The 18,866-nt window shown below is 32.3% G+C and carries 17 protein-coding genes, 1 riboswitch and 1 other annotated feature; of the genes, 2 read left to right on the top strand and 15 right to left on the bottom strand.

What is annotated here, in order from left to right; translation table 11 throughout:
- Nucleotides 1–66: 66 nt before the first annotated feature.
- The 6 genes from HALHA_RS00365 to HALHA_RS00340 form a co-directional block, all read right to left on the bottom strand.
- Nucleotides 67–831, bottom strand: coding sequence for a TatD family hydrolase (locus tag HALHA_RS00365; RefSeq protein WP_015325822.1), 765 nt, complete (start codon nt 829–831; stop codon nt 67–69).
- Between the two features lie 11 nt (nt 832–842).
- The gene (gene metG / locus HALHA_RS00360) at nt 843–2,783 is read right to left on the bottom strand and encodes a methionine--tRNA ligase (protein ID WP_015325821.1); all 1,941 of its coding nucleotides are present in this window, start codon (nt 2,781–2,783) and stop codon (nt 843–845) included.
- 43 nt (nt 2,784–2,826) lie between these two features.
- Nucleotides 2,827–3,039: a binding site (T-box leader), on the bottom strand.
- A gap of 81 nt (nt 3,040–3,120) precedes the next feature.
- On the bottom strand, nt 3,121–4,368 hold the full coding sequence (locus HALHA_RS00355; RefSeq protein ID WP_015325820.1) for a methyl-accepting chemotaxis protein: 1,248 nt from the start codon (nt 4,366–4,368) through the stop codon (nt 3,121–3,123).
- A 66-nt stretch (nt 4,369–4,434) separates the two neighbouring features.
- Nucleotides 4,435–6,282: an ATP-binding protein gene (locus tag HALHA_RS00350; protein ID WP_015325819.1), complete on the bottom strand. Its 1,848-nt coding sequence runs from the start codon at nt 6,280–6,282 to the stop codon at nt 4,435–4,437.
- 80 nt (nt 6,283–6,362) lie between these two features.
- A complete protein-coding gene (gene iscB, locus HALHA_RS00345; protein WP_015325818.1) occupies nt 6,363–7,622 on the bottom strand; it encodes an RNA-guided endonuclease IscB in 1,260 nt (419 codons plus the stop codon).
- Nucleotides 7,623–8,276: 654 nt separating this feature from the next.
- Nucleotides 8,277–9,278 carry a DNA double-strand break repair nuclease NurA gene (locus HALHA_RS00340; RefSeq protein WP_015325817.1) on the bottom strand — a complete coding sequence of 334 codons (1,002 nt, stop codon included), beginning with the start codon at nt 9,276–9,278 and terminating at the stop codon, nt 8,277–8,279.
- A gap of 283 nt (nt 9,279–9,561) precedes the next feature.
- Between HALHA_RS00340 and HALHA_RS00335 the strand changes: the two genes are divergently transcribed.
- The gene (locus HALHA_RS00335) at nt 9,562–9,819 is read left to right on the top strand and encodes an AbrB/MazE/SpoVT family DNA-binding domain-containing protein (RefSeq protein ID WP_281098766.1); all 258 of its coding nucleotides are present in this window, start codon (nt 9,562–9,564) and stop codon (nt 9,817–9,819) included.
- 44 nt (nt 9,820–9,863) lie between these two features.
- Here HALHA_RS00335 and rsmI read toward each other — a convergent pair whose 3' ends face one another.
- The 9 genes from rsmI to guaB form a co-directional block, all read right to left on the bottom strand.
- Complete coding sequence (gene rsmI / locus HALHA_RS00330) at nt 9,864–10,709, bottom strand: 16S rRNA (cytidine(1402)-2'-O)-methyltransferase (protein WP_015325815.1); 846 nt, start codon at nt 10,707–10,709, stop codon at nt 9,864–9,866.
- Nucleotides 10,702–10,956 carry a GIY-YIG nuclease family protein gene (locus HALHA_RS00325; protein ID WP_015325814.1) on the bottom strand — a complete coding sequence of 85 codons (255 nt, stop codon included), beginning with the start codon at nt 10,954–10,956 and terminating at the stop codon, nt 10,702–10,704. The genes rsmI and HALHA_RS00325 overlap by 8 nt, the downstream gene beginning before the upstream one ends.
- 1 nt (nt 10,957) lies before the next feature.
- Nucleotides 10,958–11,707 carry a tRNA1(Val) (adenine(37)-N6)-methyltransferase gene (locus HALHA_RS00320; protein WP_015325813.1) on the bottom strand — a complete coding sequence of 250 codons (750 nt, stop codon included), beginning with the start codon at nt 11,705–11,707 and terminating at the stop codon, nt 10,958–10,960.
- The gene (locus tag HALHA_RS00315; RefSeq protein WP_015325812.1) at nt 11,700–12,047 is read right to left on the bottom strand and encodes an initiation-control protein YabA; all 348 of its coding nucleotides are present in this window, start codon (nt 12,045–12,047) and stop codon (nt 11,700–11,702) included. Before HALHA_RS00315 ends, HALHA_RS00320 begins: the two co-directional genes overlap by 8 nt.
- A gap of 29 nt (nt 12,048–12,076) precedes the next feature.
- Complete coding sequence (locus HALHA_RS00310; RefSeq protein WP_015325811.1) at nt 12,077–12,868, bottom strand: PSP1 domain-containing protein; 792 nt, start codon at nt 12,866–12,868, stop codon at nt 12,077–12,079.
- Between the two features lie 8 nt (nt 12,869–12,876).
- On the bottom strand, nt 12,877–13,863 hold the full coding sequence (gene holB, locus HALHA_RS00305; protein ID WP_015325810.1) for a DNA polymerase III subunit delta': 987 nt from the start codon (nt 13,861–13,863) through the stop codon (nt 12,877–12,879).
- Nucleotides 13,864–13,909: 46 nt separating this feature from the next.
- Nucleotides 13,910–14,350, bottom strand: coding sequence for a YaaR family protein (locus tag HALHA_RS00300; protein WP_015325809.1), 441 nt, complete (start codon nt 14,348–14,350; stop codon nt 13,910–13,912).
- Nucleotides 14,351–14,429: 79 nt separating this feature from the next.
- Nucleotides 14,430–15,098 carry a dTMP kinase gene (locus tag HALHA_RS00295; RefSeq protein WP_015325808.1) on the bottom strand — a complete coding sequence of 223 codons (669 nt, stop codon included), beginning with the start codon at nt 15,096–15,098 and terminating at the stop codon, nt 14,430–14,432.
- Nucleotides 15,099–15,334: 236 nt separating this feature from the next.
- Nucleotides 15,335–16,798, bottom strand: coding sequence for an IMP dehydrogenase (gene guaB / locus HALHA_RS00290; RefSeq protein ID WP_015325807.1), 1,464 nt, complete (start codon nt 16,796–16,798; stop codon nt 15,335–15,337).
- 119 nt (nt 16,799–16,917) lie between these two features.
- A riboswitch (purine riboswitch) is annotated at nt 16,918–17,017 on the bottom strand.
- Nucleotides 17,018–17,363: 346 nt separating this feature from the next.
- On the opposite strand from guaB, the gene HALHA_RS00285 reads away from it, so the two are divergent.
- Nucleotides 17,364–18,833 (top strand): alkaline phosphatase, encoded by a 1,470-nt coding sequence (locus HALHA_RS00285; protein WP_015325806.1) that lies wholly within the window; start codon nt 17,364–17,366, stop codon nt 18,831–18,833.
- Nucleotides 18,834–18,866: the final 33 nt, after the last annotated feature.

The following is an 18,866-nucleotide window of genomic DNA, read 5'->3' as shown; positions in this document are numbered from 1 at the left end:
CTTTAGAGATTCACAGTTCTATAAAAATAAAGTACTAATTGCTAAATAGCAATTAGTACAATTTTATTAGTCTAACTTAAATAATTTCTTTGCGTTTTTAGTAGTTTGCTTAGCTACTGCTTCTAGATTAGTGTTCTTTAATTTTGCTATCTTTTTAGCTACTTCTTTAACATACTTAGGCTCATTTCGTTCTCCACGATGTGGCTCAGGTGTTAAGTAGGGCGCATCCGTCTCTATTAGTATTCTATCTAAAGATAAATTAGGCACTACCATTCTTAAATCTTTGGCACTACCGAAAGTTAATACGCCTCCTAAAGCCACATAAAATCCTAAATCAATAACTTCACGGGCTACTTCTAAATCGTAAGCAAAACAATGTAATACACCTTCTAGATTAGTTGCTTCTTCTTTTAGAATCTTGAGTGTATCTTCTTGTGCTTCACGACTATGAATTATAACTGGTAGATCAACCTCTTGGGCCAACTGTAATTGTTTTCTAAATGCTTCTTGTTGCTCCTGTCGGGGCGAATTATCATAGTGATAATCTAATCCCATCTCACCAATAGCAACTACTTCATTTTGACTAGCTAAATTTTTTAGTTCTTGATAATCTTGGTCTGTAAAACTTTTGGCCTCATGAGGATGAACTCCTACACTAGCTACAATAAAATTATATTCTTGAGCTAATTCCACTGAATTACGACTTGATTTCATGTCGGCTCCTACATTAATAACTTGCTTAATTCCTGCTCGATAAGCATCCAGAATTACCTTATCTCGATCATTATCAAATCTAGGAAAATCAAGATGAGCATGTGTATCAATTAACATTTTTCCACCACCTATTTTACTTTAGCGCCACTAGCAATATCTCGATCTACAGTAGTTACTGTTAAATCTCCTTCATCATTAGAAGCCGCTAAAATCATTCCATTAGATTCAACTCCAAAAATAGTTGCTGGCTCCATATTAGCTATCATAACTATCTTTTTGCCTGTTAATTCATCCGGTTGATAATGCTTAGAAATACCCGCTACTAATTGTCTCTTTTCTGCTCCTAACTCTACTTGAACCTTAAGTAACTTATCACTACCTTCTATCTTTTCTACCTCTAGAACTTCAGCAACTCTTAAATCCAATTGACCAAATTCATCAAAACTAATATAATCTTGTTCTGTCATTTCTTCTTCCTCCTTATCTGCTACTGCTTTTGTATCTTCTGCCTCTAAATTAGCATAATACTCTTCAATATCGATTCTGGGAAAGATTGGTGCTCCTTTATTAATTTCTAGTCCAGCTTCTAGTCCACCTTTTGTCTTAACATCTTCCCACGTTTGATCTGCTAAATCTTCTTTAATTCCAATCTGTTTCCACATCTTAGCTGGAGCTTCTGGTAAGAATGGTACTAGTGAGATAGCAATTCTTCTTAAATTATCCATTAGGTTGTATAGTACTCTTCCTAATTTATCACGTTTGCTATCATCCTTAGCTAAAACCCAAGGTTTGGTCTGATCAATATACTTATTAGTTCTTCTAATCAATCTCCACAACTCTTCTAAAGCTGTACTAAACTGTAATTGTTCCAGGTTTTCTTCAATCCTAGCAAAAGCATCTTGGGCTACACTCTCTAAATCTGCATCATAATCTGTCTCTACTTTACCAACTGGAATTTGACCATCAAAATACTTCTCTACCATAGCTACTGTTCTATTTAATAAATTGCCTAAATCATTAGCTAAATCAGAGTTAATTCGTTGGATAAAAGACTCTGTTGAATAAGAACCATCTGTACCAAAAGCAATCTCTCGTAATAGATAATATCTAACGGCATCAACACCAAAGTCATCAATTAGCTTAACAGGATCAATCACATTTCCTTTAGACTTAGACATCTTACCACCTTCAACAAGTAAGAAACCATGTCCAAATACCTGCTTAGGTAGTGGCATATCAGCTGCCATTAAAATAGAGGGCCAAATGATTGTATGGAAACGTAAGATATCCTTACCTACAATATGAATATCAGCAGGCCAATAATCATTGAATTTATCTTGATTACGCTGAAAATCAATCCCTGTTAGATAACTAATTAAAGCATCAAACCAAACATAAATAACATGCTCATCATCAACAGGTACTGGAACCCCCCAATCAAAACTAGCTCGTGAAACACATAAATCTTCTAGCCCATCTTTAATAAAATTAATCATTTCACTACGCCGTTTACTTGGCTGAATAAAGTCAGGATTAGAATCTAGAAAGTCTAGTAGCTGATCCTCATACTTGGACATTTTAAAAAAGTAGCTCTCTTCTTCCATCCACTCTACATCTCGATCACAATCTGGGCAGTTATCATTTTCATTTAACTCTCGTTCTTTCCAAAAAGTCTCACAAGGAGTACAATAATATCCCTCGTACTTATCCTTATAGATATCGCCTTTATCATAAAGTTTTTTAAAGATATATTGAACATCCTCTTTATGTTCTGGAGTAGTAGTTCGCACAAATTCAGTATAATCAACTTTAAGCTTGGCCCAAAGATCTTTAAAACTCGTAACAATGCCATCAATATACTCTAGAGGCTCCATGCCATGTTCTTGAGCTGCTTGTTGTAATTTCTGACCATGCTCATCTGATCCAGTAATAAACTCAGTTTCATAGCCTTGTAATTCTTTAAACTTAATAATTGTATCTGCTGCAGTAGTTGTATATGTATGTCCTATATGCAGCTTATCATTTGGATAATAAATCGGTGTTGTAACATAAAAAGTATCTTTACTCATTATTAACCCCCCTAGTTTTATAATTAAAAAATCCCCTCACCCTGCTAGGGGCGAGAGGTCGCGGTACCACCCTATTTATCATCTCGTTAGATGACTACTTTGAGGCTATTAACGATAGCTAACCGATATAGTCTACTACTAGTTCAACTATATAGCTTAAGGACCATCTTCAATATTCTTACTAACCTAGGTTCTCAGCTCCTCCTAGTTCTCTGTAGCTAGTTTAAATATTTACTCTTCCTTGCAAAGCATTTAATCCTATATTAAAATTATCTCATTATCTATTATATAAACTATACTTAAAAATATACAAAAGAATAACTATTTTGTCAAGAAGCTACTCCTGATATAAATCTATATCCTTTACAACTAGTTTATGCAGATCATCTACTATTATCTCTAATTGGTCTGCTATAGCTGCAGTCTGTTGAGCTTCAGCTGACTGCTCTTCACTAACACTAGCTACTTCCTGAGCAGAGGCTGAGACTTCTTCAGTAAAACTGGCCATTTCTTCTGTAGAAGAAGCAAGCTTATCTAGAACTGAATCTAACTTATCAACTCTATTTCTAATACTCATAAACATCTCATCAGCCTGATTTATAATTTTTAATCCAATATTTGCTTGTTCTCTTCCTACTTTCATTTCTTCTACAGTATTCTTTGATTGTTGTCGCATACGATTAATTAATCCTACAATATCATCAGCGGCACCATTAGATTCTACAGCTAACTCTCTAATCTCTTCTGCTACCACAGCAAAGCCTTGTCCATGCTCTCCAGCCCTAGCTGCCTCAATGCTAGCATTGAGTGCTAATAGATTAGTCTGTTCAGCTATATTAGTAATTACATCAACAAACTGACTAATCTCTGTAGTAAAATCATTTAAACGTTCTACTGTATCCGCTGATTGATTAATCCGTTGATTAACTTGTTGCATTGTATCTACAGCCTCATCAACTAACTCTGTCCCTTCTTTAGCAGCCTCTGAAATATCCTTAACTGAAGTTAAATCTGTTTGATCACGATCACCATTAACTTCTTGTACTTCCTTCTTTAAATCATTAATTAATTTAACATGATTTTCTGAACCACTTGCTACTTGTTGGATAGCACTTGCAGCTTGAGTAGCCATCTGACCACTTTCTTCAGAAGCAACGGCCAAATCAGAGCTAACCTTTTCTACTTGTTGAGTAGTTTGATCAATTTTTTCTAACATATCATTCATATTCTTGATCATATTATTTACTTCAGTTTGTAATAAACCAATTTCATCATTTCGACTTACAGTAATAGTCTCCCTATCTAGATCCCCTTTAGCTAATCCTTCAATTATATCTATTACTTCTTCTACTGGAGCAATAATTAGTCGTCTAGTTAAAAACAAAATAACTCCAGTGACAACTATTACATTAATAACATTTGATAAATATCCAGATAAATAACCAGTATAAATATGCTTTTGTACTAGACCATTTAGATATTTAGCAACAATCGGGCCAACCAATAAAGAAAAGACCACAGCCAACACAAACTTAAACTTTAGACTAAATGAAAATTTAAACAAGTTTTTTATTTTTTCTTTCATAAATATTCCTCCCTACAAACATAAGATATTCAACAATAGTACTGAAAGTCCTCTTTATTCTCGAATTTATTCACAAGCTCTTTGATAAATTTGATCCCCTAAAGGAGAAGCTTTTTTCTCAACTCTTCCTTTCTCAGCTAATTTATCCAACTGCTCTAATAAATTTTCCCGATCAAGAGTAGTAGGTAGTTGTTCATTAATCTCTTCTAATTTAGATAAAATATTGATACTATCAATTGGTAAACTATTAAAAATTGCTTGATATAACTCATCATCTTTTTCTTTAGTTTTAGCTTCTAACTCATCAAAAGGATTTTCGGTATGAGGACTTGTTGTCTTAGCAACTCTAATCCTAACTGATAATGTCCTTCCAAAAATTGCAGAAGAAACAAAAGTATCTCCTGAACGTAAATAAGGTAGCCTTTTTGCTTCCTCAGCTGTCAAATCAGTTTCTTGCTTAATCGTCTCAATATCTGTAGCTCTAACTGTTCTAAAGACAAACTTTGTATTTAACTGTGCTGTAACAGTTTCATTTAACAAAGTGGGTCTTTGTGTTGCTAAAATCAAGAAAGTTCCATACTTTCTACCTTCTTGGGATATCTCCTTAATAATCTTATTGGCTGGAGCATCTTGTCCTTTAGGAGCAAAGTTATGAGCTTCATCTGTTGCTATTACAAAAGGTGGAAAATAATCAGCCGTTTGTTGTCTATACTGAGCATCCTTATAATCACGACGTTTACGATATAAAGTTCCTAGTACATAAGTAGCAAAAACCTGTAGTAGCCAGATTGGCCCTTGAATTACAACCAATTTTCTACCTCGAATTGCTGCTTCAATCTGATCAATACTTTGACTAAACAATCCTTCTCTCTCTAAACGCCCTAACCTCCAGCTTAAACCATTAACTGAACTAGCAGGCAAATCTCCATAGGCATCCAATAATTCTTGGTAGGCCTCATACTCTTGCTTTTTTATTCCACTTACTGCTCCATTCTTTAAATCACGTTCAATTCTTTTCTTACCTATCTCTTGGGCTGTTTTTAAATCATCTAACCTGCCTTTAAAACTAAGTAAGCTATCATTCTTTTGGTGTAACTTTTGTACAGCATTAACCATTGAGTTAGTTAAACTATCAGCTGCAGCCAATAGATCTAATAGATCTTTGGTTGATAGATCCTCAAAGTTAACTCCTACATCATAACCAATTTGATATTGGACAAATTTACTATCAAATTCACTTTGATCTTTATTATCTAATCCCGGAAATGGATTACTAAAATCCATCTCAAAATGGGGGTCAAATACAATAGTTGGAATCTCTAACTTCATCATTTCTTCTAAAATAACCCTCATTCCAAATGATTTACCTGACCCTGAACCACCAATAATTCCTACATGGGGATACTGATGCATAGCCTTAACCTTAAAGTTAAAAGGTACACCCTGTTGTTCTACTACCTCATCTCCTTCTAGCAATGGTGCAATACCCTCTAAATTATTATCCATTCCTGTAGCTAACTCTTCTGTTCCTTTAATCACTCCTAAAACTAAACCATCTTGTGGTTCTTCTTTAATCAATAGTTCTTTTACTTCACTAAATTCTGGTGTCTCTACAATTGAACCAGTTTGAATTGGATAAGGTGCTTCCTCTAATAATCTGACCTTAGCAATATTAATTTCGTCTTCAGCTATATTATACCCTATACTTTCTAATGAATCAATTACTCCTTGATCTACAAAACTATTATCAATTGATAAAGGAATATAACGGTTATAAGATTGGGTTTCAATTACCTCTCCTAAAGGATTATCTAAAGTCCCATCCATTATCTTTAACATTTCATTAATTCTAAATTTATGTTCTTTAGAAGCTACATAAACTTCTTGTTGATTAGTTAAACCTACTACTTGCATCTTTTTGCCTGCTTATAAAAACCTATTTAAAACTACTTATAGGTTTATAAACAGATACACCCCCTTTTTAAAAATACTTATTAAACAATCATTAGACCTTTAGGTCTATTTAATAGAGTTAAATTTCTAAATCCATAACCTCGAAAAATCTTACCTTTTAAAGTTGAGAAATTACAGACTTTAGAATTATATTTATTATTCTTAATTCTTAATGAAGTAATATAGCCTGTATAAGTTTCACCATTTCTCTTAGTATATTTAACTAAATCTCGCTGTCTAAAACATTTTAATTCTTTAATTTTAGCCTTAGACTTCTTTCTAAGAGGTTTAATATAATACTCTTTAATATCATCAATATTATCAACAGGTAATAGTCCAGTAGTACAAATAGCATCATTACTATGACTTTTTTCTATCTCATAGTCAATCCGTTTATTAGCAGTATTACCACCTGATGTAATTTCTAGTTGAGCTATTTTAGATAATTTATCTCTTAACCAAGTCTTACCTTGCATAACATGACTTGCTGATTTTAAGTCAGATAGTTCTTTACTGTCAATAATAGCTAAAAATTGGTCTTTATACTGATACTCATTATTATCTACTTTATCTTTATGACAAGCTTTACATAAGGTAATTAGATTATATATACTATCTGCTCCACCATCTCGTCTAGGCATGATGTGGTGGGCGTGTAGCATAGTTTCAGTAGTACCGCATAATTGACAAGTACAATCATCACGATATAGCGTAGCTTTTCTTAAATTTTCATCAAGTCGATTAGACTCTTGATACTCCCAATTATAAAGTTCTCTACCTTCTGTTAATTTACGAATATCAATTGATACATCTTCTAAAACTATCTTATCTATTCTAATGTACTTCTTTAATTTATTTACTACTCTTAAAATAGCTTGTTTCTTTTGGAGTATGCTAGGTGGTATTCGACCTTTTCTCTTGCTAGAGGAACGATTATCAAATCTAGCAGGTCTATATCTCTTATGAGAACGTCTATACCTACGATAACCTCTACGTTCTTCCATCTTTTTAGATACATCTTGACGTTGCTCCATTACTGCTTTAAATAGAACTTTATTTTTAGTTTGACACTTCTGTACTAAAGCAAACCCTACCTTTTTAGTACCATCATCAATTCCTAAAATTAGCTTATCACTATTAACTTGGTCTTTAGGTACTTCTCTTTTTAGCTTAATAATAAGTGGATATTCTTCTACTAAACTAGCTTTACCCTTTCTAATTAAATACCATGCTTTTTTACTTTTAGTAGGATCAAGTAGCTTGCCCTTACTATCTAATACAAAAGCATATTTGTTTGGCATCTCTGCCACCTCCATAATGGGAACTTCCCTTCTTTGTCGCAGAATCATATAGATTCTTGCTCTTAAAGTACATTGGCGAACATAACCATTGGTTATAGTTCCCAGATGTAGTCAATAGCTAGGGTATGTAAATACCCTGCTATAGGCAATGTCAAATGGGGCTTAAAGTGTCTTTGGTGTTAGGTATTCTATAAGAACTTAGGTAAGCGTTCTTCCTTGACACCACAGAGCAGTTTACAGAGCAAGGCTCTGCCTGCGACCTAAGACTGATAGGATACATCCGAGGGTGTGATAATAAGCCTTGTAGAGTTAAAAGACTCTTTGACCAAATAACATAGAGCATTGTGCTAAGGATATTTCTATCCTCTACACTCCCTTAACCTTGAAAGCAACGAAACAGTTTTACCTAACTTTAAATAGCATTAGTTAGGATTTTATAAGCTGTTTCATAGCTCCTTATAAGTTAGGTTAGTTTAGAAACTAAAACTTAATTGATATAAAGCTTCACTTTTAATTTACAATTAACAATTGACAATTAGAACCCATTAAAACCTTTCTAAATCAAGGGTTTATACGATTTTGAAGTTTAATTGTAAATTGTTCATTGTCCATTGTCAATTGCTCTTAATATCACTATTGCTTGATTACAAATAATTAATAAATCCTATCCTTACGCTTGGAATGAAATAGTCTTTCCTTTAAAGCCGGATCCAAATAATTATTTAATAACAACTCCATCATTTTATTAGTAATCCTTACTTCTTCATCAACCATATCCAGCCATATAGGGATTCCTCTACCTTCTTTAGGGGTCAAAGAATAAATCACTTGATTTATAAATTCTAATTTATTTGCCTGTTGTTTTAAGATATCTACGCCTATTACTCCTGGTCCACTAGAACTTCTTAAAAATACAGTCTCCAAACCTGGCTTAAAATCAATTCCTGGCTTAAACTGTAACATCTCACCTTTCTTTAGCAAACCAAATAATAGTTCTCTATCATACATCTCTTTCATCTGAACTGGTAATTGCTCCTTTAATTTTTTACTTATTTGATGAGTTGCAATTTCTTCTATAACCCCTACTAATAACACATCTTCTGCTAATGCTAAATCAACTAGCTCCTTCCATAACTCTTCTGCTTGATAATAATATCTAATCAACGAACCATCCATCATAATTAATTGTGGATTACATTGTTTAATACTCTCGTAAGCTACTTTTACCTCCAAAGCAGCTAATAAAGATGTTTTAATCTTTCCTGCTGCTTCTTGAGCATTATCTAATCCTTCTTTACTTAACTTTCTAAAGATCTTTTCTTTATCTTTTTCACTTAGCGGACTAAAAATTTCATGTCTAATAACTTCTTTCTCAGTTGTACTTTTAGCTAATGCTTGCAATAAAGTAAGATAGTGAGGATAGACCTTACCTGTAGTATTGACTGAACCATCTACCCCTACAATTGGCCCGTTTTTTGTCCACTCTTTAAGTTCTTTACCAGCTAATTCTTCTATCAGTTTAAAGTCACCAAGGTGCTGAATAATTAACTTTTTTAATTGTTGGTCAGTTAAATTTGATTTATTTTGATATTTTTGTTGCAATTTATCATTAAATTTTTCTAATGATGACTTTAATCCAGAGCTTAATTCACGCACTTTATCAACTCCTTATTTGATAAATTCAATTTACAATACTCTACTTATATCTTTTGCTTTAAATTATTGTTTCCCTTGTTATGTAAAAGATAATTTATTATTGACTAAAAAAGAAAATAATGGTATAATCTAGTATGGAATTTGTCGAAAAAAATATTTTTATAAAATTTATTCATTCTATTGACTTTTGTTGGAATACGTGTTATTATTTAAATGTAATAAATGTCGAAACCTGGAATATGAACCCAAAAAACATATTATTTTACAATCTTATAAGGAGGAAATAAATATGAAATCAACTGGTATTGTACGTAAGGTGGACGAGCTAGGTAGAGTTGTTATTCCTGTAGAATTAAGAAGGACTTTAAATATTGAGAATAAGGATTCTTTGGAGATTTATGTCGATGAGGAAAAGATTATCCTTAAAAAATATCAACCTGCATGTATCTTCTGTGGTAACGCTGGAAATATTCAAAACTTTAAAGGGAAGAATATCTGTCCGGACTGTTTAGAAGATATGGCTGATTCTGTTTCTGCTTAATAACAGATATCAGTTATAAAAGAGAGTGCATCATGCACTCTCTTTTATTTATTAACTCTAATTTTAGTTGCTATTTGATAAACTTCACTTTTAGGCAACTCCCTTAGTTTAGCTACTTCCTTGATTGCTTCTTTCTTAGTTAATCCTGTTTTCATTTCTTGCTTAACATGCTCTAAAATGGATAAACTTTTCCACTCATCTGTAGATTTATCGTTATTTCCCCCTTCTACTACTAAAACAATTTCTCCTTGAGGTTTATTATTTTTAAAGTAATCTAATAAATCGCTAACTCGCTCTGTAAGTACTTCTTCAAATTTCTTTGTCAACTCACGACAAACTGCTATCTTACGATTACCTAAAACATCTAATATATCCTTTAATGTTTTAACTAAACGATGAGGAGCTTCATAGTAGATCATAGTTCGTTCTTCTGATTTTAATTGCTGTAAATATTTTTGCCGTTCACTCTTCTTCCGAGGTAAAAAACCTTCAAAACTAAATTTATTTGTAGGCAACCCTGAACTAACTATAGCACTAGTCATAGCCGTTGGCCCGGGGACTACTCTAATTTCAATCCCTTCATTTCTTAATAATTTAACTAGCTTATAACCTGGATCTGAAATTCCTGGCATTCCAGCATCTGAAACCAAAGCTATATCATTATTTGTTTCCAATTTAGCTAATAGTTCTTTCTTTTTATCATCAGCATTATGCTCATGATAACTAGTTAGCTTAGTTTTAATTTCATAATAATTAAGTAACTTGCTTGTCCTACGAGTATCTTCAGCAGCAATTAAATCAACTTCTTTTAATATATCTAATGCTCTTAAAGTAATATCTTTTAAATTACCAATTGGTGTACCACATATATACAATGTCCCTTTAGTCATTGCCGTCCTCCTTAATTAAATCTAACTTCTCTTGCCGCTTTAATTGTTTTATAGCATACTCTCTTTTTTGGGCTTCACTTCTAGTTAGATATTCTTCAGTATAACATAACTTTACTGGAGTTCGACCTCTAGTATATTTAGCTCCTTGACCTTTATTATGTTCCTTTAATCTCCTCTTAACATTTGTAGTATAACCAGTATATAAAGTATTATCCGCGCATTCTAATATATAAATATAGTGAGCCATTTTAATCCCTTTCTGGATGATACATGTTTTCTATTTCTGTAGTATAATTACCTTTTTTATTATAAACAATTACTGGATCTTTTATTTCTAATCCACTTCCTCCACCTTTGACTGCTTCTACTAATACCAATTTAGCTTTACTGTCTTTAGATGAATGAATCAGTCTCATTCTTTTAGGTGTTAAATTATAATCTTTCATCAAGGCTAACAACTCAGCCAATCTCTTTGCTCTATGAATATAAGCAACCTTCCCTCCATACTTAACCAATTGATTACTAACCTTAACTATGTCCTCTAATTTACATTCTAACTCATAACGAGCAATTGCAACTTCCTTTTTAGGGCTAACCTTTCCACTTCCTACTTTCATATAAGGAGGGTTACTAATAATATAATCAAAACTTTCTGAACCAAAAAATTCAAGAGCCTCTTTTAAATCAATTTCAGTAAAATTTAATTTATCTTCTAATTTATTATACTTAGCACTACGCTGAGCCATATCAATCACTTCTTGTTGAATATCAATCCCCCAAACTTCTTGTAAATCATATTTAGCCTGAGTTAAATGAGGAATTACTCCAGTTCCTGTCCCTAAATCCAAAACTCGGTCTTTCTTTTTAGGATTTACAAAATTAGCTAATAAAACAGCATCTAATGAAAAACAAAAATGTTTAGGATCTTGAATTAGCTCTAAATCATCAATTAATAATTTATCTAATCGTTCTCCAGGTTTTAAATCTTGGTTAGCCACTAGTATTCTCCTTTATTTGATTAGGATTTTCTTCATCATCTAACATTCCAGCACAAAATAGGCAGCTACCCTCCCGTTGCTCTCCAAAGTTAAGATGGCAAACATGAAAACCTTCCTGATATAAACGAGATAAGTTATGTTGACCTTCTTCTTTATCTACTCCTTCTTCTTGTGCCTCTTCTTTTTCAAATAATAATCTTTTTAAATTTTCATTTTCTTCTCGTAAACTTTCATTTTCTTTATACATATCATAAACTGTATTTTTTACTTTTTGAAAGTCATCATTTAAAACCTGTAATTGTTCTTGAAAATGGGCCAACAAACCAATGATCTCTTCCACCTTTTCACCCCCTAATATTCAGCTTGACATCATGATTCTATATCTTCAAAATCTATTTCTATTTTCTCATCATCACCTAAATCAACCTTTAGGGTTTTCTTAATAACATTTATATCTTCTACATTACCTGTACCAAAGTTAGTCTCTACTTTTTCTCCTACATTAGGTAATTCGTTTTTAATTTGTTTATAACTATTTGTTTCATATTTTAGACAACACATTAAACGACCGCAAATTCCAGATATTTTATTGGGGTTTAAAGATAAGTCCTGTTCTTTAGCCATTTTAATTGAAATTGGATCAAAATCCCTTAAAAATTTAGAGCAACAAAGCACTCTACCACACGGGCCAAGTCCACCCCGCATTTTAGCTTCATCTCTAACTCCAATTTGTCTTAATTCAATTCTTGTCTTAAAAATGCTAGCTAAATCCTTAACCAGTTCCCTAAAATCAACCCTATCATCAGCAGTGAAATAAAATAAAAGCTTACCTCGATCTAGGGTATACTCCGAATCAACTAACCTCATCGGTAAATTATGTTCCTCAATTTTATCTAAGCAAATCTCAAAAGCTTCCTTAGCTTCCTTTTCATTCTCCTCAGCCCTTTTTAAATCTCTTAAAGTAGCTTTCCGTTTAATTGACTCTATAGGATGACCGAAATTATCTGGATCAACTATCTTAGAAGGGTTAACAACTTCCCCAATCTCAATTCCTCGAATAGTTTCAGCGACTACCTTATCTCCTACACTAAATTCATCATTAGTCATTTTATAATAGTATATTTTACCTGCTTCTTTGAATTCTACTCCAATTACTTCCATTAATGACTTCACCTCCTGAGACGATTTAACTTTAGTAACATCACTTCTAAAGTTAGTTGTAGATTAACATTAACTGTCCTAATCTTATTCTTTGTTTCTTCGACCAATTGTATTATTTTTTCTGCTTGCTCTACACTAGTTATAGCTACTTCTTCTTTTAATTCTTCCATATAATCAATATTAATAACCTGTTCTTCCTTTTTTAACTTAAGTAATAATAAATCACGATACCAAACTAAAACCATATGTAGAATCTGGTCTATTTGGTCTTTATATTCAGTTAACTTTTCTACTATCCTAAATACTTGTAAGCAATCTAAATCTTTAAAAGAAAGGATTAATTTAATAATGTCCTCCCGCTTCTTTAATTTTTCTTTCTCTTCTACTAAAGCAATCGCTTCTTTTATCTTTCCAGTAGCTAAAGAAGTAATTAATTCTTCTTCTTGCTCCGATAATTTATAATTTTCACTTAATCTTTTTTTTATTAAATGATTAGAAACTCTATTAAAACGCACTAATTGACAACGAGAAATAACGGTTGGTAATAACTGATTTATATTATTTGTTAATAGTATAATAATTCCATGTTCAGGTGGTTCTTCTAACGTTTTTAAAAGACTATTAGCTGCTTCCGGAGTCATCTTTTCAGTTTGATGAATAATATAAACTTTTTTCTCACTCTCATATGGTTTATATAAAATTTCCTGTTGGAAAGATCTCATCTGATCTATTTTAATTGAACTACCATCCGGTTTTAAGACCTTGATATCAGGGTGATTGCCACTTGCCGCCTTGCGACAAGAAATACAACTATCACATGCATCATTAGCTTGGCCCTTGCAATTTATTGCTTTAGCAAATTCAAAAGCTGTTGTATCCTTTCCTACCCCTTCAACTCCTGTAAATAAATAAGCATGACTTAATCTACCTTGTTGAAGGGAATTTTTTAAAATAGAAACTGCTAAATCCTGTCCTAATACTTCACTAAAAGACATCTTATTCTCTCCTTTCAAGAGAATCTAACTATTAATATACCCCACTCTATCTATATAAATCAATTAATAAACCGCGTACCTCATCTAATTGAGCTAAAATATCCAATTGGGCCGATTGTTCATCTACAATCATCTCCGTTAAATCCTCTAAAGAACTATCAACAGACTTAACTATTGTTCGAACTTTCCCTTGCTGAGGACTATAATCCTCTTTTAATTTATACATTTTTTCTACCGCTTCTTTAATAAATTTCTTAACCATCTTTTTATACTCAATTAGCTCTTTAAAGGTACGATGATTAGCTAATTTATCACCTTGCTTATCAATCATGCCTAATAAATCATCTAATTTAGCTTTAACCTGTTCACCATGCACCTGTTTTAATTCTTCTAAAAAGGTAGTGTTCTTATCCTGTACTTGATTTATTCTTTTACTAGCAGCAACCGAGTTCCTAAAATTCCCTTTAGTTTTATTTTCAATCTTCATATTATCCCCTTCCTATCTTAGGGATTAAACATTTTACTATTATTTATAATTATATCACCTATCAATAAAAAAAGAAAATTTAGCTCTCAAATAAATTAATTACTAGATTATAAATTTGATTATGGATATCTTCAATGCTTCTTAATTTCCCGTTATGAAGACAATCTATTATCTGCCAGTTATATTCTTCTGCAACCCAGCAAGCATTATTATATGATTTAACTAAGTAATCATAATTTTCTTCGTGAATATCTTGTGAATTATTTTTTCTTTGTTTCATTAATCTTTTACTTTCTTCAGGAGGCATATCTAGAAATATAACAGCATCTGGTACAGGAAGTCCAAATTTATCAAACTCAAATTCCCATAGCCAATTTAAATATGCTCTCTTTTCTTCTAAATTTGCAAATTTAGAAGCCTGATGAACCATATTCGAAGTTGTATATCTATCCGCGATAATAATTCCTCCATCATTATAAAAGTCTTTCCACTCTTTTTGAAATGATGCAAATCTATCTACCGCATAAAATGTAGAAGCAGCATAAGTATTCACCTCTCCCGGATTTTCTCCGAATTCTCCGTTTAAATACATTTTAATTAAGGCTGAAGAAGCACTTTCATAGTTAGGATACTCAATTTTCCGAACTTTTCCTTTTATATCGGATAACCTATTATATAGTTTTCTAGTTTGAGTCTCTTTCCCACTAGCATCTGTCCCTGATTCAATTACAATTAGTTTTCCTGACATTTTAATCCTCCTAGTGCTTTAGTATTGATATTAAAAGCAATTGACAATGGACAATTTACAATTAAACTTCAAAATCGTATAAACCCTTGATTTAGAAAGGTTTTAAAGGGTTCTAATTGTCAATTGTTAATTGTAAATTAAAAGTGAAGCTTTATATCAATTAATTTTCACTTAAACTACTACAAATATAATTTCTCTAACAAAAAAGAAAGCCCTCCTATTAGAGGGCCAATAACTTAATCTTGATCAAGACTGTAATTAGGTGCTTCCTTAGTAACTGTAACATCATGCGGATGACTTTCTTTTAAACCGGCACCTGTAATTTTAACAAATCTCCCGTCTTTTCTCAATTGCTTTATTGTTTTAGTACCACAATAACCCATTCCAGAACGTAGACCACCGATTAATTGATAAAGTGTATCCTTTAGTTCCCCTTTATAAGGAACTCGTCCTTCAATGCCTTCTGGCACTAATTTTTTCTTTTCTTCTTGGAAGTAACGATCTTTACTACCTTCTTTCATAGCCTCTACAGACCCCATACCTCTATATACTTTAAAGCTTCTACCTTTATAAATTACTCTTTCTCCTGGTGCCTCTTCTGTACCAGCTAATAAACTACCTAGCATTACTGTAGAAGCTCCTGCTGCTAAAGCCTTTACAACATCACCAGAGTATTTAATGCCACCATCAGCAATAATAGGCACTCCATAATCATTAGCTGCTTGAGCACAATCATAGACAGCTGTAACTTGCGGGACTCCTACTCCTGCTACTACTCTAGTAGTACAAATAGAACCCGGGCCAACTCCTACCTTAACTGCATTAGCACCAGCTTCAATTAATGCTTTAGTTGCCTTAGCTGTAGCTACATTGCCAGCTATTACTTCTAAATCAGGATACTTAGTTGTTATTTCATCTACCATATCAATTACTTTTTGAGAGTGACCATGAGCAGTATCAATAATTAATACATCTACTTCAGCTTCTACTAAAGCAGAAATCCTTTCTCTAGCATCACCACCAACACCTACAGCAGCTCCTACTAATAATCGTCCTTGGTCATCTTTTGCAGCATTAGGATATTTTTTTGCTTTTTCAATATCTTTAATTGTAATTAATCCTTTAAGGGTATTATCCTTATCAACTAGGGGTAACTTCTCTATTTTATGCTTCTGTAGAATTTCCTTGGCCCCTTCTAAATCAGTTCCTACAGGAGCAGTTACTAAATCTTCTTTTGTCATTACATTTTTAATTGGTTGATCATAATCTTTTTCAAATCTTAAATCCCGATTAGTAATAATTCCTAGTAATTTTTGCTCTTCATCAACAATAGGAACCCCAGAAATATGAAATTTAGACATTAATTTTTCAGCTTCATAAATTTCATCCTCAGGATTTAAATAAAATGGGTTAACAATAACTCCACTTTCTGATCGTTTAACTTTATCTACTTCTGCAGCTTGTTCGTCAACCGACATATTTTTATGAATAATTCCTAAACCACCTTGACGAGCCATAGAAATAGCCATTTTAGCCTCTGTAACAGTATCCATAGCAGCACTTAAAACTGGTATATTTAATTTAATATTCTTTGTTAAATTAGTTTTAGTCTCCACTTCTTTAGGCAATACCTCAGAATGAGCCGGAACTAATAAAACATCATCAAATGTTAATCCTTCTTTTGTAAACTTACCTTTCATTTTTTCTCCCCCTTTATTAGTATTAAACAAAACCCTACAATTATTAAATACAAAAAACCCTAAATATAACTAGGATATCAGATCTTCTATACCAATTAAGGATGATACCCCTAGCTATACTTAGGGATTTCTTAACTGGTAGTCAGGAAGTTTAGGGCTCCCTGGTAGAGACTCTTAAGCCATATTCTTAAGATTATACGCTTATTTAATTATTTTTAAGTTTATCAAGTTTATTATCTAATGTCAAAGTAAATTAGAAATAATATTTTTTAAATTGTTTGACAATTGAAAAATCTTTATTTATAATATAACTAAAGATTCAATTAAATATATCATTTGGCTTAATCTGTAAAAATTATAAACAGTAGAGGAACTACTAAAGAATCGTAGTTCTTTTTTATTATCTGTTATCGTCAGACATCTAACCTCTAAGTTATTAAAAGAATATAAGTATATATACAACAAATAACTTAGTATAAGATATATATAAGTAAAGTAACATTTAAGTAGTTAGCTACTTAAGAAGTTTAAAATTAATTATTCTAATCTAAGAGGAGGAGAAAAAATGTTCAAACAAAGAAAAGTTTTAAGTAGTATCTTAGTAGTAGCAATGGTAGCTTTATTGATAACAAGTCTTACTTCTACTCCGACTAATGCATGGTGGATATTTGGGGAGGACTCTCAAGAAGAATCACAAGTAAAAACCAAGCAAACTAATAAACAACCTAAATATGTATTCTTATTTATTGGTGATGGTATGGCTGCTTCCCAAAGGCAATTAGCAAGTTACTTCTTAAAAGCTAAGACAGGTAATCAAGACGCACAGCTAACAATGAATAAATTACCAGTGGGTGGAATGAATACTACTTATGCATCTAATACATTGGTAACAGATTCAGCTGCAGCTGGAACTGCTCTAGCTACTGGCTATAAGACAAATAAAGGGATGATTGGACAATTACCAAATGGTACTTCTGTTCGAACAATTATAGAAGCAGCAGAAGCTAAAGGAATGGGCACTGGAGTAATCTCTACTATGAGATTAACTCACGCTACTCCGGCCTCTTTCTTAGCCCATAATGAAAGTAGATATAACCCAAATCAAATTGCTGAAGATATTGCTCAAAGTAATGTTGACTTTTTAGCTGGTGGTGGATACCGACACTTTATTCCTAAAACGGCTAAAAAATCTGAAAGAAAAGATAATAAAAACTTAGTTAAGGTATTTAAAGATAAAGACTATAAGACTTTTGTTGGTGATCCACAAGGTTTTAGAGCTTATAAACCTAAAAAAGGAGATAAAGTCTTTGCTCCTTTAACTGCTAGTCACTTACCATATGAACTAGACAGAAATCCAAATACTACTCCAAGCTTAGCAGAAATCACTCAAAAAGGAATTAACACTTTAGTTAAACATGATAATGGTTTTGTTATGATGGTTGAAGGAGGAAGAATTGACTACGCTGGTCATGCTAACAGTCCTGCTACAGTAGCTAATGATGTATTAGCTTTTGATAAAGCTGTTCAAAAAGCTTATAGGTTTTATAAAAAACATCCTAAAGAAACTTTAATTGTAGTTACTGGTGATCATGAAACTGGTGGTTTAGGATTAGGATTTAAAAACAATTATTTCTTGAATATAGATAAATTACTTCCAATTAAATCTTCCCTAGATCAACTTAATTATACTGGAGATAGAAAAGCATTCTTCACTTCTCTTAAAAAAGATTATGGATTGACTAATTTAACTGCGAAGGAAAAAGCTAAAATTGAAAAAGCAATGAATTTAGCAGATGCAGGCAAAAAATTAGTAAATTATATGCCAGGTTGGATGAGTCCAGTTAATGCTATGGTAGCTAAAATTGTCTCTGCACGAGCTGGATTATTCTGGACTACTTATGCCCATACAGGAACTGCAGTTCCATTAACAGCTGCAGGAGTTGGTGCTAATAACTTTAGTGGATACAAAGATAATACTCAAGTTGCTAAAGAAATGGCTAATTTATTAGATCTCAAATTAACAAATTTAAAATAATTCAAGTTAAAAATAGTCGGGAATTTCCCGGCT

The organism is Halobacteroides halobius DSM 5150 (genome assembly GCF_000328625.1).
Classification (GTDB): domain Bacteria; phylum Bacillota; class Halanaerobiia; order Halobacteroidales; family Halobacteroidaceae; genus Halobacteroides; species Halobacteroides halobius.
The sequence above is the reverse complement of the archived record's forward strand: the minus strand, read 5'-3'. Positions and strand labels throughout refer to the sequence as shown.